Below are 14,765 nucleotides of genomic sequence, written 5' to 3'. Positions count from 1 at the left end.
ATGAGGGAACGATCTCATTTCGAGATCATAATGTTTAAGGGCATTAAGTTTACTTTCCATGGTGGCCGTAACATCTACAAAAAAATTTGGTTTAAATGTCTTTTCACAAGAGAAAGCACCCCATTCACTCGACGAAACGGTTTCAAATGTAATTAATTCTATGGGGGAAGTATATGGGAGTGGTCTAGTTGCAGTTAATACCGCCTGAAAAGTGATCTGATGATCTCTATTTAGATCTCCATAGTGATGTGTAAAAATCTTGACCGGTTTGTATTTTTTGATAAGCTGCTCGATTTCTTTCGTTAATTCGTGAAGAGGAATCATTTCTAGTTCCAAATTGACATGCTCAAGAAATACTACTTCTTCAATACCAATTTCTTTATTAGCAAGTCGACCAAATTTCTGAATATGATGAGCTTCTTCCTTTCTGCCCAAAGCAGTAATTACCGAAATTACTTTATACCCTTCATCTACAAATTTTTTTAAGGTTCCTGCGGTTCCTAATAGTTCATCATCAGGATGAGCCCCGATTACTAATATACAATTGCTCATATCTGTGCCTCCTGTAGCTTTTTCTTCTATACTTGTACTATAAACAATATATGAGCTTATCCAGATATTAGAAACCGTCATTGGCGGAGAATTAAAAATTAGAGCTATACTAATTAATATAGAAGGCATATTTGTTGCTTCTTTCATTATGTAATTTTAGTAGTAAGAAAAAGTAGAGCCATAAAAGAAATAAGACCTATTGCTAAATGCCAATAGGTCTTATTTCTTTTTTAGGTAAAATTAATACTTAGAGTTTAATTTCCATAAATTTATAACTCTCATTTCTTTACAAGTATCCTTACAAGAATCATGTTTTTTATGTTTCTCACACTTTTTACAAGGATTTTTATGATCTTTCTCTTCCAAAGTCCAATCTTCTTTATACTTCATATCAATATTCACCTCTTTCATTACTATAGTATGTAACCGTTGGTAACAGGAGAGGGTGCTTGTCTTGGATTTGAACAAAAATTTTTCGCGAACTTATATGTAGATGGATAAGTATACAAGCAATTTATTTATAAACGAATAGAATAACAAATGGGGAAGGAGGAACAGAATGGGAAAATCATATTTTCATTATCGTAGTGATTATGATAGGTGGGATAGGCTTCCGAAAGAAACTCTCTTTAAATGGCACAATAAGAAAAAGTATCAGCTGCTGAGTAATAATAATGTCCAGCTTGTTCCGTCTAACAGCGTTAAAAAATTAGACTTGTTGAATGATAAAGCATTTGGGCACTCTTCTCAGAAATTAATAGGAGAAAAAGAAAATGAACTTATGAATTTTAAAAGGTATAAGGTAGTTGGACAAGGCAAAGATGGTGTTATTTATCAATTGACTGATAATCGATGTGTAAAAGTATTTTTTAAGGAAGAGGTATATAAAAAAGAGTTAGAAGCAATAAAAGTGGGGCAGTCGTCTTTTATTATTCCTCATCTCTACGATTATGGACCAAATTACATAGTCATGGAATATATAAAAGGAATTTCCTTGGCAAAACATCTGAAAAAAAATCAATATATAGAAAAGGCTTTGGTTGTACAATTGATAAGCCTCTTTAATGAATTAAAGAAATTAAGTTTTCGTAGACAAGATACGGAATTACGGCATGTTCTAATAACTGAACAGGGAAATTTAAAAATAATTGATCTTAAAAGAGCTTTTAGTTCTAAGCGACCTACTCCTATTAAATTACTAAAAGATTTGAAGGGATTAAACTTATCAAAAGAATTTTTATCTCATGTTAAAGATATTCAACCTTCTCTTTATCAAAAATGGAGAAATTTTGATAAAGAGTGAACTCCTTAAGAAATATTTGAAATCATTAATTGTAGCAACAATAATTGTGTTTCTATAAGATTATTGTTGCTACAGGTTATAAAATAAAATCATGGTTATGCCACCTCTTATAGAACATAAGTATCCACGTTATGTTCTTATATTAGGTATCGGTTATTGTATAAGTTGACTGATCACCGACAGGGAGGGTAGCAATGACAATATTAGTGGCACCATCAATGACAGAGACTACACTATTTTCTTCATTCGTTACGTGAATTTGATTATTGGCTGCGTTAACATCAACCATAGAAGGTTGTTCTATGACAGGTACTATTCCAATTACAGCATTTGTACCTGCATCAATGACGGAAACGGTATCACCATTTTTATTAGCTACATAAATACGATTGTTAGATAGGTTAGCCCCTAGGTCAGTAGGCTGATCACCGACTTGCACTGTAGCCATTACAGCATTCGTCAATCCATCAATGACAGAGACTGTATTTTTAAATTTATTAGCTACATAAATACGGTTAATATAGGGATGGACATCTAAATTAATTGGGTGGGTTTCTACAGGTATTGTGGCAACAACAATATTGGTTGCACCATTAATGACGGAAACAGTATCATCCCCAGCATTTGTGATATAAACTCTATCCGTGTAGGGATTAACCCCTACACCTGAAGGCTGACTCCCAACTGGAATAATTCCAATAACTGTATTTGTACCTGCATCAATGACGGAAACTGTATTATCACCTTTATTAGTCACATAAATACGATTAGTAGATGGATTGCCATTTACGTTTGCTGGCTGACGTCCTACATTTATAGTGGCAATTAAATCATCAGTTAATCCATCCATCACAGAAACCGTATTGTTATCCTCATTTATTGTATAAATTTGATTAGTAGATGATTTTCCTTTTGGAGATAAAAAATCACCTGCAACATGCACAACCTTTGCTTTTTTTCCCATTTAACTCAACTCTTTTCATAAATACTGTTAAGAAAATTGTTGAAAACATAAGGCACTTACCTTATGTACAAATATATGATGTTAAATTTATTTTATTATCTTAAATTTTTAGGCGACAGAGATGGCTAGTACAGTTAACCTAAGATAGAAATGCTACTGTTTTTATTTAAATGAAAATATTGGTGAGTAAAAAATCGCTTCAACAACATGTGAAAACAAGGGGGAATTGTTTCCTTTTAGGCCATTCCTGCATATGTTGTTATGAATAACGACCTTATATAGAAGGAGCGATTAATATGAGTGATTCACCTAAAAAACCGGAGATTGTTCCAAATAAGTTAATGGACTTATTAGTAAACGATGTTTTTTCTAAACATGGCATAGATAAAGAAAAAATTAAAGGAAACCTATCTGAAGAGAAGAAACAAATGCTTAAAGAAATGGTTGAAGATTTGTCAAAACGAGTGGATGAGTTTGTAAAACAAACAAATGCTACCAATAAAAAAAAATAAATTATATTATTTATAAACGCCGTTAAATAGGCGTTTTTGTTGTTTTTTAAAATGGTTGCACTCAATGGTCAATTGGCCCAATCCTATTGATTGGTATGTTCATATATTAATACATACCATGAAAAAGGAGTGTTAGTTATGTCATCTAAAAAGTATTATTCTTACGATGTAAAGAAAAAATGCAAAAGCAAACATAAAAAAGATGATCCTAAGAAGCATTGTAAAGATGGCTGTAAAGTAGATCACTATGAAAGTGAATCTACGGAATATGATTACTATAATAGTCGTGAGAGTTTCGAAAGTAGGGAGAGTTTTGAAAGTTTTAATGCAGAAGTAGTTCAAGAGGCAGATCAACTTTCTTTAATTGACCAAGAATCAGATGAATTAATTTGGATCAAAGATTCTTGTGATGTTAATGTCACTACAACAGATACTCAAGCAGCTATCGGTATTCAAGTGGCTATCCAAGTAGCCATCGCTATTGTAATCCGTATTGCCATCGGCGATACTGTTCAAAAAGATGGTGTGCTTCAAGACTTATTACAGCTATCTGAAATAGAGCAAACAAATAAACAAAAAATTTATATTGAGAATTCTAAAGACGTAGAAATTACAACCACTGATACAGACGTGGCTCTTAACGTTCAAGTATTGTTACAAGTATTAGTAGCTATTATTGTACTTGTCGATGTTCTTTAATTAAAAATTAAACGAGGTGAGAAAAATGGGTGAAAGAAAATGGAGAGCACTAGACCATTGTGAAAATAAACGGTTCAGTGGTAGAGACGTATGGCAAGAAGCTGATCAAATAGCTGCTACTGAACAAAAATCTTTTGAGAAAATTATTGTTAAAGATTCAGAAGGTGTTAGAGTACAAACGACAGATACTCAAATTGCAGCGACTATTCAAGTAGCTTTACAGATAGCTATTGCAGTAGTAGTTCGTATTACAATCGGTGATAATGTGCAAGGAAACAGCGTCGTTGAAGAACTAAAACAATTCGCTAGCATTAAACAAAAAAATTCTCAAAAAACAATTATTGAAAACTCTACAAATGTAAATGTTACAGCTACTGACACAGATATCGCTGTAAATCTTCAAGTACTATTACAAGTATTAATCGCTATCTTAGTTACATTAGACATCCTTTAATATGTAACTAACCTTCTGAGCGTAAAAACAAGGAAGGGAAATTATTGTAATCCTATATAGGAAAACAGAATAAACAGGGAATTTTATTCTGTGAATGCATTTAGCTAAATTTATTCGTGCGTGTTTTAGTAAATAAAAGAAAGTAAAAAAGCCTTCGCGTTTATAAAAGCGAAGACTTTTTTATTAAATAAAATTGAATAATATTCTTAATCCGAATAAGCAACTCCATTAAAACTTTCTGGTCCAACTCTCACAGTTCCTAGGATGTTACAAGTGATGAAAGCTGTGTAAATTAAAAGATTAGAAGCTGGCTTTGGTACATTAAAATCTGAAGCAGTAAACGTAAAAAGCTGTGGTCCTAAAAGGTTAATATTCAACGCCTCCGATGAAGAGTAGACAACTGGGTCGTTAAAGGCAGTACCTCTTACAATAGTAATTGTAACAGTAGTTGCGACAGGGAGGAGTGGTAATTGGCAAGCTACAGTACCACTTAATTGAGTACGAATAGCACCTGTAGCACTTGTAACGTTGAGGCCAATTTGACCGAATAGACCTGGATTAGAGAGAAGTGTAATAGGGATAGAAATAGAGTTAGCTATACTAGCATTTTGAGATGTTCTAGAATCTAATAATATCGTCATGGTATTTTTAACCTCCTTTCTATGTACTATTACTATATGAAATGGTGACCTGTAGTGATTGGACAAACTAATTACCTTATAGTGTTATTTAAACTGTTATTAATTAGATTAACATCTGATTAAGGATTCTTTTAATGAAAAAGTGTTCGAATTTAAACCATACATACTGAGAGATACACATAGAATGATCATATGTAAAGCAATAAATTAGGTGTCAGGAAAACAGCTTAATGAGGCCTCATGATGGCTAGAATTTTTAAAGGCGGAGGAGTATATATGAAGGATATTCATTTGTTTTTAATTGGATATGTAAACTCAAGTTCGATAAAAAAAGCTATAGATTCGGTGCATCTTATTAATAATCGTATAGATGAAATTATTATCTTGGACATACCGGAGACTTTAAACCAATTAGGATTGACTTTTGAAGGTGCAAAGACAAAATGTATAAACTTACTTGATAATGATTTAGGGTTAACATTAAATCATCACATTCAATCACTGTCTTGTGAATATGTCATGTTCTTGTATAGTTATGATTATTTAGATAATAGTATTACGAAGCATCAATTAGCATTAGATGATGAGAAAGTTGTAATGACTTACGATATCACAATTAATAATAAAGTTATACAGCGACCGTTTTTGTCAAAGGCTTCTTTTCTCCAACAACATCCCTTCTCTTTGAGATGCCACGTTCCATTTAAAGAATCTGTTCTTCCATCTTGGCTTTTAACAGTAGATGAACTATCTATCGCTTCTTCACCGAATAAATTGGTTAATCAAACATTCATAGATAAAACCAGTAGTAATCTTCAAAAGTTAAATTTTATAGAGAAGTATCAGCAAAAGTTAGAGAAACAGAACTTAGCTCCTTCAATTGCTGTTATTATAGCTAATTATAATATGGCTAATTATGTAGGGATAGCTATTAACTCGTGTATTCTGCAAAGTAGTCTTCCAGAACAAATAATAGTAGTTGATGATGGATCAAACGATCATTCCCTAGAGATTATAAAAAGTTTTAAAAACACACCAGGTTTTAGGTTTCTTAGTAAAGATAATGGTGGGAAAGCAAGGGCTCTTAATGCGGCTCTATCATATGTTGAAACAGAATTTGTCATGGAGTTAGATGCCGATGACTGGCTAGACCCAGATGCATTTTACACTATAAGAAGATGTTTAGAAAATTTAAAGGAAGATGTAGCTGTTCTCTACGGTAATTTAAGAGCATGGAAGCAGAATGGAGAAGAAAATATAAGGTATAAAGGGTTAAGGAAAGGACGAGCGATTCTCAATAGAAACGACCTTCTTTCTTATGTATTTCCCTTAGGACCTCGCATCTATCGTACGTCGACTTTAAAACAAAATAACGGGTTTCCTTTAATTGATTTTGAAGGAGGACGAATGTATGAGGATGTAAGTGTATTAAATGATCTAATAAAAACACATCGATTGTTATATAAGGATATGACAGTTTATAACGTAAGGGAACATCCGTTAAGTATCACGAAAAAAAATCACTCCAGTTGGAGTGATTTCTTAAAATACCTTGACTAGTTTACGCAACCGGTGAAATTTTAATTGAAGTAATTGATGGAAGAGCAATAGTTAAAGGAAGAGTAGTTCCGCCATATCCATATCCCACAGTTTGAAGGATTGTAATAAGGCCATTTGTTACAGCAGTGATAATTCCTTCAACAAAGCCATCTGCTAGTGCGATTTCGACTGGTGTACCAATACGCTTTGTTAATTCAGCTACTAAAGTACTTTCAAACATAGTATGACTCCTTCCTTAAAGTGATGATACTGTTTCAACTTTAGAAAGTGGGATATAGTTTAACGATCCGTCACTTTCAGCAACTGCCACGTAGTCTGATAAAACAGCAAGTAAAACACCTGTAATGGTTTCATTTGGTGTAGATAGTTGAACTGTTTGATTAACACGATTTTTTAAGTCGTTTCTAATCGGGGCTGAACCAGATGAAATTGGTAGTCCTGCTAATATGGAGAGAAGATTTCTTAAAAGATCACTAGCAGAAGTAGTAGTAGTACTTACAAGACCCGTAGTAGTGTTTAAGATATCAGTTGTAGTCGTATTAACGGTATTTAAAAGGCCAGTTGTAGTTGTATTAACAGTATTTAAAAGATCTGTTACGACAGTAGTAGGATTAATAGTATTTAAGGCGTTAGTTACAGTAGTAGCAGGGTTGACAGCATTTAAAAGGTCTGTAGCAGAAGTAGTAGTTGTGTTGACTGTTTGAGGTAATGAAAGCAGGTTTTTTAACAACGCTGCTCTTGCTTCACTTGATAGTGCCAATAGAATTCATCCTTTCTTAAAGCAAAGTTTTTGCATTATTATCTATGTTTTATAATATGCTTATCCGATTTTAAGGTGCTCGGCGGTTTACCTAATTTACTTAAAAATCCGCCTTTCTTATACAGTAGCAAGAACTAAATAGTAATTAAGAGTGTTCTTTATATTTTAACGCTAGCTGTTCCATTACGTGTTTATGACGATTAATTACAATTTTGTTTTCTTCTTTTATAAAAGAAGCATATTTTTTGCTCCCCATATTTTCATGTATCCTTGATAACAAAAGGGGCTGAGGGATGTATTGTAAATCGAATATTTGAATGATTCGTAACCATAAGTCATAGTCATGAGTATAAAGAAGTGTCTCGTCAAAAAGACCCACATGGTCAAACACACTTTTGTGAATCATAATTGAGCAGCCGTTAATAATATTTCCTTTGCTTATTCTAGTGATAAGATCTAATTTATTTAACGTCTGAATACCTAAAGGCGGACTAATAATTCGTCCTCTATAATTGATGGCGTAGTAATTTGTGTGACTAAAAAAGGCATTATGAGTTTTCATCGATTCTAGTTGTATGGCGATTTTATGATGATCATAAATATCATCAGAACTAAGCCAACATATATAATCACCTGTTGCTTGCTGAATTCCTACATTTAAAGCACTCGCTGTGCCACCATTTTCTTTTGTAATATAGATGATTTTATCTAAATAGGGAAGGATTTTATCCGTATGCTTAGTAGATCCATCATTTACTACTATAATTTCAATATTGGTGTAGGTCTGTTTAGTTAAACTATCTAGTGCATGATCGATATAAGAGCAATTAAAGAATGGCACAACAATAGATACTTTTGACATATTCACTTCTCCTTTCAAGAATTAAAAATCTGTGATTATGTTTTTAGGGAAAATAACAATTTTTAAATTTACATCGCATTTATTAACATATGTAACACGGTTTACATATGAAATAGAAGTTTATTAATTCTACACGTAAAGGTGGAGAGGGAAAATGAATGTATTATTCGTGTTTTATGTTCCAAGTGGAGGAGTAGAAACGTTAAATCGTCAAAGGTGTAAAGCCCTTAAAAAGTACAACATTAATGCTCATTGCCTTTATTATGAAAATAGAAAGAAAAGCATAAATGACCATGGGACCCAAACGTTTGTAACGAATGAAGACCATGAAATTAAAAAAATACTTGATGAAGGAGATTATAGTCTCATTGTCATTGTCTCAGATTTTCAAGCTCTTCCTCGGTTTAGATCGCTTGGATATCAAGGGAAAATGATTATTGAAATACAAGGGTACGGCCCAAAAAGTACAGCAAAATCTGCTCTTACAGATGCTATACCTCTTGTCACTAACTATGCTTCAGGATTTCTTAATCCCAAGACTCCTCATATCGTGCAATTACTAGATGAACTCTACCCCTCATTTCCAAAGTTTAGTTTCAACAATTGTTTTGATACTAATCAGTTCTCCTATAAAGCTGTACCTACTAGTCATCAGCCTAACGTCGCATGGATTGGGCGAATCGAAGATAACAAAAATTGGAGAGAGTTCTTAAAAATCGGTAGCGAATTAATCCATAATCACAATTCAAACATACGATTACATATGTTTGAAGACCCTACTCTAAGCGAAGCTAAGGAAAGAGGTCAATTTGAAAAATTAATTAAACAGTTAGATTTAGAAAAACATCTTTTTCTTCATGCAAACGTTCCGAATGATCAAATGGCCGTTTATTTTTCCATGATAGGGGAATCAGGCGGGTTTTTATGCTCTACTTCAAAGGTAGAAGGAGCCCCATATTCTCTTCTTGAAGCGATGAGTTGTAAATGTCCGGTTTTAACCACTGACTCCGATGGCGTAAGAAGCTCAATTATTCATAATAAAACGGGGAAATACTATACATTAGGTGACGTTACCGAAGCTGTTAAAGAGGCAAAGGAGTTAATGACGGATTCTCAGTTAAGAGAAAAGATACGTAAAGATGCTTTTGAGCACGTAAAAGTAAATTTCAACCCAGATTTATACTGTGTGAATTTTATTTCAATGATTCAATCACTTGGACTAAACCTCAGTAAGTAAATAAAATACCAGATATTTTCTAGTATCTGGTATTTTATTTTTCTTGATTTTCTGTGTTAAGTTTTTCTGCTTGTTCGTAAAGCGACAAAAAATTAGTAACCATTTTGTTAAGGTCCCATTTATCTTGAGCCCACTCTTTTGTACAAGAAGCTAGCTGGTTTCGAAGTAAATCATTTGCAAGCAAATACTTTAATTGCTCATACAGTTCATAAATATTTCCTACAGAAGAGACTAGCCCGCTCCTTCCCACTTCAATCATTTCAGGTAATCCAGCTGTATTGCTAATAAGAACAGGAAGGCCTGCAAGCTGGGCTTCCATAACAGAATAAGGCTGAGTATCGTGAATACTAGGGTGAACAAAGATATCGGCTTCTCTAAGGAAATGAAGAACATTATTCGAGGCACCTAAAAATCTAACTTTATCTTTTAGATCTAAGTTTGTGCATTGTTTTTCTAATTCCCCTTTAATTTCGCCTTCCCCCAGTATCCAGCATTCCCAATCCTGTCTACCTTCTTTTAAGAGAGCAAGGGCATCTAGGAGGTGATGAATGCCTTTTAAATAGACAAGCCTTCCCATATAAAGGATAATTTTTTTACTCTGCTTGGGTCCGATAAGTGGCTTCTCCATGGCATCCCCAAGGAACTGTTGATTACTAATTCCATATGGAAAGGTAACAATTTTGTCTGAAGGAATAGAAAAATTATCTGCAATATTACGAGACATCCATTCGGTTGGACTATGAATGAAATCACTGGCTTGATATCCTAACTTCTCAATCACCTGGTGATATTGATATTCAAATGTAGCTTCTATTTGTTCGTCTGTTTTATGAGGGTGCATGGTTTTGAGTGTGAAAAAGATATCACGTGATAAATTTCCAAGAGCACTAGTAACAAGTGGAATATGAGAAGGTTTAACTCGATTTATAGCGTTTGCTGCTGTGACATCTAGCGCATGTATAAGGTCATATTGCTGAAGGTTGTAATATGCTGCGGAAAGCTCTAAGCTATAACGAAATAATTCAGTGTTGTATATCCAACTCTTCATTGGAAGTGAAGGAAGCTCAGTAAGCAATTTTTCTTCAATATAGGGAGAAAGAACAGCAATATCTATTTCTGGTTTTTGTCCAATGATTCGATATTTATTTAAATCAGGGGTCTGGCTAAGGATATGAACTGTATGACCTGACTCTTTCAGTGACTGTTGGAGTGATGATACAAATGTCCAAACGCCTCCGGTATAGGGGAGTGGGTAATAGGAAACTAATAAAATCTTCATTTTATAATCATCCTTTAATTATTTTCTCTCTATTCAATAGTAAGAGGAGAAGAATAAGAATTTTCAACGCCTAAAGCACCTCATTGAGTATGAGAAAGAATTATACTTACAACCCCAGGATCAGGTATCTTATAATTGGTAGGTAAATTAGTTTTTACTTCATTTAAAAACTCAATTAGATTTTCATCAAATAACGAATCCTTATTATTCTTCATGTATGTCCCTTCTTTTCTCAAAATTGATATATGCTTAAATTTTTATTATTTTGCAAATTCCTATCTATATAATATGTCCAAAATTTTTAATTGGCACGGACGAGTGCACGCTGATAGTAGATAAATATAATAACAATTTTTGCAAATTCTTTTTTACAAAGTTTGTTTATTAAAGTTTCCATACAGATTTGTATGTAATAAACTTTACACATTTCCATGTAAAGTTTTTAGAGTGAAAGATAAACTTGTGTCCTAATAATACGTTTCATTTATTAAATGAAAGTAACGAGTGGAAATACTTGTAATAAAGACTAAATAGGAGGGTGTAAGGAGTAATCATAGAAGGATAAACTCACCTAATCTTGTGAAGGATTTGATTGTGATTTACTTATATATTTTTGCAGCAGAGGGCGGTAATGAAACTCGATAGTTTTCATTTCTTCTCTCATCTCATTTTGGTATCTACTGGTGCCTGATTTTTCATGAGAACGAAATTTTGTGAGTGCTTCATCATAATAATGGATTTCATAGCCATTGACAAGCATACGAAACCACATCTCATAATCATGAGTATAACGAAAATCCGGAGAGAAAATCCCAATTTCATCAAAGATCTTCTTTTTTATAAGAATGGTACATCCATTTATAGCATTATACGTTAAGTAGGCATTATACACTTCTTCTAAATTAGAAAAACGTTTACAGCACCAAGGTATTAAAACTTGGTTATCTTTATTAATATAGTCAAAGTTAGTGAAGCTGGCATCTATGTTCCTTTGCTTCATAAAGTTTAGTTGTTTAGAAATCTTTTCAGGAACAAAATAATCATCCGAGCTTAGCCAGGCTATATACTCTCCTGTAGCAGTGAATAAACCAGTATTTATTGCAGTAGCCGTCCCGCCATTTTCTTTTCTTATATAAACAATTTTATCTTTAAAGGACTCTATCTTCGCAGTGTGGGATGTAGAACCATCGTCTACCACAATTACTTCAACATTTTCATAAGTTTGGTTTAAGGCACTTTTGATTGCTTGATCGACAAAGGCACAGTTGTAAAAAGGAATAATTATTGATACTTTTGGACCCATTGTTTCCCCTCCGAAAAAAATTTTCATAGCATAAGTGAAACGTAGTCTAAATTATGACTTTTGTAGGTGGATAAAAGGTGGAGATGATAGTTCTAAGTTCATTAATGAAATCACACTCTTGATTAGAATATGCATAAACCTTCTTAAGTGACATGCTTTCGCAGAAACTTCATTCATATAAAAAACCTGATTTTATAAGAGAATTGCTATTTCTACGCACCTAAACTCTGATTTTCCATAAAGGTGAATAGGTAATTATAATGACAGAAAGAATCTCTAACGATAAAAGTCAATAATGTCCCGGATAGAAGATTCTAATGTCGTAGTTGGTTGCCAACCCAAGTCAGTTAGTGCTGTAGGGTTTGAAGTAACAAAATTATTTAAAGGACTTTTATCATCCACTTTCACTTGAAATTTAATAGGAGTTATCTTTTTGAAAATATTTATAATATCTTGTAAAGAATTACTTTTTCCAGAAGAGACATTGTATGAACGTCCATTTTCTCCTTTTCTGAGCAGAAAATCATAAGCTCTAACAGCATCTCGTACGTCTAAGAAGTCAAAACGATTATTTAAGTTACTCACCCTCAGATACTTTTCCCCCTCTTCTTTCTCCATAGCTATAATTTTTTTAGCGAAAATGGAACAAACTCCTTTAGAGAAGCCAGGACCTATAAGATTTGATGGTTTAGCGACAACAACATTCATATTGTATTGATTTGACCAAAATTGCGAAATGAGGGTTTGAATGGTCTTACTCAGACCATAGGGGTGATTAAACGTGGCTGGAACCGTTGGATCAAACTGAAGAGCAGAACCTACAATAACAGCTTTACAAGAAGGCATCTCTTTTCTAAGAGCATCAAGTAAGTATGCTGTAGCCATTGCATTTACTTCTAGAGATTGAATGGGATTATCCCAGGATAATCCCACAGCGTTTTGACCTGCCAAATGAAGGAGGTAGTCCGGCTTGGTTATTGAAATTAACTCCTTTACCGACTCATTATTAGATAGATTGCATGTTCTGCGTTTAATTTGCTTATTAGAAAATGAATTCATGTTTGTGATAGCTATGACGTCAAACTCTAATCTTGAAAAATAATCACATGCGTGAAGTCCAGTAAATCCACTAGCACCGGTAATTAGTAACGTAGGTTTCTTATCCAATCACGACACCCCACTCTGAATAATAATCTAATAAATAAAACTTATTATAGATGTATGCTTAAAAAGCTAAATATTTCATCTAATGCTCAACAAGACACGATCCTAAAACATAGAGTGAAAATACAGGCAGAGGTCTATAGCATTAACAAATTCCATGAATACCTATATAGAGAGACTTTTAGAACGTGAATGCTACGGGAAGAGGAGAGAACATAATGAAAATACTGCTTGCTACATTCTGGGAAGTTCCCCATGTAGGTGGAGTTTGGAATTATATGCAGCAATTAAAGCAAGAGCTTGAAGGGTTGGGTCATGAAGTAGATTTACTTGGACATGGACTTGGAAATAAATCAGTTCATATTGTTAATAAAAATATAGAGGTAATTAAAGATGAACTATTATTAGTAGAAGAATTGGAACAACATGAGAAAAATACTCCTATTCTATATAAAGATCCAGTAGTGAAATTTTATGAAAAAGAACGTATTGGTTATACAAGAGGTGTTTCTCGTTTAAATATCAACCAATATGATTTAATTCACACACAAGACGTTGTAGCAACTGCGTGTATTCGTTCCTTAAAGAGTGTAAAAACGCCGGTGGTAGCAACTATACATGGTTGTGTTGCTCACGAGTTAAATCGCTACATCAAAGACATTCTGAAGGCTCCTACAGCTGATATAGCTACTAAATATTTTAATGAACTTGAACATACAGGTGCTATGGCTGCTGATTGTACTATAGTTGCAAATCATTGGTTAAAGGAAATTTTAATTCAGGAATTTAGGGTTAATGAGCATCAACTTAAAGTGTTTCATTACGGATATGATATAGATTCTTTTTTAAAGCGAATGCAAATACCATCTAATGTTCATCCACCAGTTGGTCAACAAGTAATTATTTATACAGGGAGATTAGCTGAAATTAAAGGTATTCATCATCTATTAGAGGCTCTCAGTGAACTCAAAAAAATTAAGAAAGGCTGGGTCTGCTGGATCGTTGGAGATGGAGATCAAAAAGCTGAGTTGAAGGCTCAGAGTAGAGCGCTCGGTTTAGGTAAGAGGGTTTTATTTTTAGGTAATAGAAACGATGTGCCTTCTTTACTCTCTCTTGCTAACATTTTTGTTTTGCCAAGTCTTATAGAGAATCAACCTTTATCAGTTATTGAAGCTCAGATTGCTAAAAAACCAGTAATAGTAAGTGACGCAGGGGGATTACCCGAAATGGTTCAGCATGGATCTACAGGTTTAATTTTCCCGGCAGGTGATGCCACATCGTTATGTGAAAACCTTTATAATTTGCTAATAGATCCAGCATATAGAGGCATGTTAGGAGCCAATGCACAAGAATGGGCTTTAAAACATTGGGATCAGAAAGATGCAGTTCAAAAAGTTCTAGATGTTTATAAAGAGGTGCTTTCACATAAGAGTGAAATGTAAATATATCGAAAAGGAAGCTAAATGTCTTTTTTG

The 14,765-nt window shown here is 33.5% G+C and carries 17 protein-coding genes; 7 read left to right on the top strand and 10 right to left on the bottom strand.

Annotated features, from left to right (window positions below):
- Window positions 1–552: PIG-L deacetylase family protein (locus tag LCM00_RS24080; protein WP_224906729.1), on the bottom strand; the 552-nt coding region annotated here is incomplete at its 3' end.
- A 559-nt stretch (window positions 553–1,111) separates the two neighbouring features.
- Here LCM00_RS24080 and LCM00_RS24075 point away from each other — a divergent pair.
- Window positions 1,112–1,855 carry a hypothetical protein gene (locus LCM00_RS24075; protein WP_014462113.1) on the top strand — a complete coding sequence of 248 codons (744 nt, stop codon included), beginning with the start codon at window positions 1,112–1,114 and terminating at the stop codon, window positions 1,853–1,855.
- A 142-nt stretch (window positions 1,856–1,997) separates the two neighbouring features.
- On the opposite strand, the gene LCM00_RS24070 is transcribed toward LCM00_RS24075, so the two are convergent.
- Entirely contained in the window at window positions 1,998–2,819 is an 822-nt protein-coding gene (locus LCM00_RS24070; RefSeq protein WP_014462114.1) for a YncE family protein, read from the bottom strand.
- 296 nt (window positions 2,820–3,115) lie between these two features.
- Here LCM00_RS24070 and LCM00_RS24065 point away from each other — a divergent pair, with 296 nt between their 5' ends.
- The 3 genes from LCM00_RS24065 (at window position 3,116) to LCM00_RS24055 (ending at window position 4,484) form a co-directional block, all read left to right on the top strand.
- A complete protein-coding gene (locus LCM00_RS24065; RefSeq protein WP_014462115.1) occupies window positions 3,116–3,331 on the top strand; it encodes a spore coat protein in 216 nt (71 codons plus the stop codon).
- Between the two features lie 138 nt (window positions 3,332–3,469).
- A complete protein-coding gene (locus LCM00_RS24060) occupies window positions 3,470–4,030 on the top strand; it encodes a spore coat protein (protein WP_014462116.1) in 561 nt (186 codons plus the stop codon).
- Between the two features lie 25 nt (window positions 4,031–4,055).
- Entirely contained in the window at window positions 4,056–4,484 is a 429-nt protein-coding gene (locus LCM00_RS24055; RefSeq protein WP_014462117.1) for a spore coat protein, read from the top strand.
- A gap of 206 nt (window positions 4,485–4,690) precedes the next feature.
- Here the strand turns inward: LCM00_RS24055 and LCM00_RS24050 are convergent, their stop codons facing one another.
- Entirely contained in the window at window positions 4,691–5,125 is a 435-nt protein-coding gene (locus LCM00_RS24050; protein WP_014462118.1) for a hypothetical protein, read from the bottom strand.
- A gap of 240 nt (window positions 5,126–5,365) precedes the next feature.
- Between LCM00_RS24050 and LCM00_RS24045 the strand changes: the two genes are divergently transcribed.
- Window positions 5,366–6,685 (top strand): glycosyltransferase family 2 protein, encoded by a 1,320-nt coding sequence (locus LCM00_RS24045; RefSeq protein ID WP_224906727.1) that lies wholly within the window; start codon window positions 5,366–5,368, stop codon window positions 6,683–6,685.
- A gap of 1 nt (window position 6,686) precedes the next feature.
- On the opposite strand, the gene LCM00_RS24040 is transcribed toward LCM00_RS24045, so the two are convergent.
- The 3 genes from LCM00_RS24040 to LCM00_RS24030 all read right to left on the bottom strand — a co-directional run bounded on the left by LCM00_RS24040 (window position 6,687) and on the right by LCM00_RS24030 (window position 8,307).
- Window positions 6,687–6,905 carry a hypothetical protein gene (locus LCM00_RS24040; RefSeq protein WP_014462120.1) on the bottom strand — a complete coding sequence of 73 codons (219 nt, stop codon included), beginning with the start codon at window positions 6,903–6,905 and terminating at the stop codon, window positions 6,687–6,689.
- 15 nt (window positions 6,906–6,920) lie between these two features.
- A complete protein-coding gene (locus LCM00_RS24035; RefSeq protein ID WP_014462121.1) occupies window positions 6,921–7,445 on the bottom strand; it encodes a hypothetical protein in 525 nt (174 codons plus the stop codon).
- Between the two features lie 145 nt (window positions 7,446–7,590).
- A complete protein-coding gene (locus LCM00_RS24030) occupies window positions 7,591–8,307 on the bottom strand; it encodes a glycosyltransferase family 2 protein (protein WP_034327523.1) in 717 nt (238 codons plus the stop codon).
- Between the two features lie 154 nt (window positions 8,308–8,461).
- Between LCM00_RS24030 and LCM00_RS24025 the strand changes: the two genes are divergently transcribed.
- A complete protein-coding gene (locus LCM00_RS24025; RefSeq protein WP_014462123.1) occupies window positions 8,462–9,544 on the top strand; it encodes a glycosyltransferase family 4 protein in 1,083 nt (360 codons plus the stop codon).
- Between the two features lie 34 nt (window positions 9,545–9,578).
- Here the strand turns inward: LCM00_RS24025 and LCM00_RS24020 are convergent, their stop codons facing one another.
- From LCM00_RS24020 to LCM00_RS24010, 4 genes are all read right to left on the bottom strand, one after another.
- A complete protein-coding gene (locus tag LCM00_RS24020; RefSeq protein WP_115652735.1) occupies window positions 9,579–10,823 on the bottom strand; it encodes a glycosyltransferase family 4 protein in 1,245 nt (414 codons plus the stop codon).
- Between the two features lie 80 nt (window positions 10,824–10,903).
- Entirely contained in the window at window positions 10,904–11,038 is a 135-nt protein-coding gene (locus tag LCM00_RS24735) for a hypothetical protein (protein ID WP_014462125.1), read from the bottom strand.
- 356 nt (window positions 11,039–11,394) lie between these two features.
- Window positions 11,395–12,126 carry a glycosyltransferase gene (locus LCM00_RS24015; RefSeq protein WP_014462126.1) on the bottom strand — a complete coding sequence of 244 codons (732 nt, stop codon included), beginning with the start codon at window positions 12,124–12,126 and terminating at the stop codon, window positions 11,395–11,397.
- 276 nt (window positions 12,127–12,402) lie between these two features.
- Window positions 12,403–13,293: an NAD-dependent epimerase/dehydratase family protein gene (locus tag LCM00_RS24010; RefSeq protein WP_014462127.1), complete on the bottom strand. Its 891-nt coding sequence runs from the start codon at window positions 13,291–13,293 to the stop codon at window positions 12,403–12,405.
- A gap of 215 nt (window positions 13,294–13,508) precedes the next feature.
- Here LCM00_RS24010 and LCM00_RS24005 point away from each other — a divergent pair, with 215 nt between their 5' ends.
- Window positions 13,509–14,732 (top strand): glycosyltransferase family 4 protein, encoded by a 1,224-nt coding sequence (locus LCM00_RS24005; RefSeq protein ID WP_014462128.1) that lies wholly within the window; start codon window positions 13,509–13,511, stop codon window positions 14,730–14,732.
- The last annotated feature ends 33 nt before the right edge of the window (window positions 14,733–14,765 follow it).

The sequence above is a fragment of the Bacillus infantis genome, assembly GCF_020171945.1.
In the GTDB taxonomy this organism is placed as follows: Bacteria; Bacillota; Bacilli; order Bacillales; family Cytobacillaceae; genus Bacillus_AB; species Bacillus_AB infantis_A.
Note: the sequence above shows the minus strand (reverse complement) of the source record. Positions and strands in the feature narration are given on the sequence as shown.

Excerpts from the sequence above, each read along its gene's own strand:
- LCM00_RS24020 (WP_115652735.1), bottom strand. The coding sequence starts at position 10,823 with ATGAAGATTTTATTAGTTTCCTATTACCCACTCCCCTATACCGGAGGC.
- LCM00_RS24065 (WP_014462115.1), top strand. The coding sequence starts at position 3,116 with ATGAGTGATTCACCTAAAAAACCGGAGATTGTTCCAAATAAGTTAATG.
- LCM00_RS24050 (WP_014462118.1), bottom strand. The coding sequence starts at position 5,125 with ATGACGATATTATTAGATTCTAGAACATCTCAAAATGCTAGTATAGCT.
- LCM00_RS24075 (WP_014462113.1), top strand. The coding sequence starts at position 1,112 with ATGGGAAAATCATATTTTCATTATCGTAGTGATTATGATAGGTGGGAT.
- LCM00_RS24045 (WP_224906727.1), top strand. The coding sequence starts at position 5,366 with ATGATGGCTAGAATTTTTAAAGGCGGAGGAGTATATATGAAGGATATT.
- LCM00_RS24735 (WP_014462125.1), bottom strand. The coding sequence starts at position 11,038 with ATGAAGAATAATAAGGATTCGTTATTTGATGAAAATCTAATTGAGTTT.
- LCM00_RS24005 (WP_014462128.1), top strand. The coding sequence starts at position 13,509 with ATGAAAATACTGCTTGCTACATTCTGGGAAGTTCCCCATGTAGGTGGA.
- LCM00_RS24030 (WP_034327523.1), bottom strand. The coding sequence starts at position 8,307 with ATGTCAAAAGTATCTATTGTTGTGCCATTCTTTAATTGCTCTTATATC.
- LCM00_RS24055 (WP_014462117.1), top strand. The coding sequence starts at position 4,056 with ATGGGTGAAAGAAAATGGAGAGCACTAGACCATTGTGAAAATAAACGG.
- LCM00_RS24015 (WP_014462126.1), bottom strand. The coding sequence starts at position 12,126 with ATGGGTCCAAAAGTATCAATAATTATTCCTTTTTACAACTGTGCCTTT.
- LCM00_RS24040 (WP_014462120.1), bottom strand. The coding sequence starts at position 6,905 with ATGTTTGAAAGTACTTTAGTAGCTGAATTAACAAAGCGTATTGGTACA.
- LCM00_RS24070 (WP_014462114.1), bottom strand. The coding sequence starts at position 2,819 with ATGGGAAAAAAAGCAAAGGTTGTGCATGTTGCAGGTGATTTTTTATCT.
- LCM00_RS24025 (WP_014462123.1), top strand. The coding sequence starts at position 8,462 with ATGAATGTATTATTCGTGTTTTATGTTCCAAGTGGAGGAGTAGAAACG.
- LCM00_RS24060 (WP_014462116.1), top strand. The coding sequence starts at position 3,470 with ATGTCATCTAAAAAGTATTATTCTTACGATGTAAAGAAAAAATGCAAA.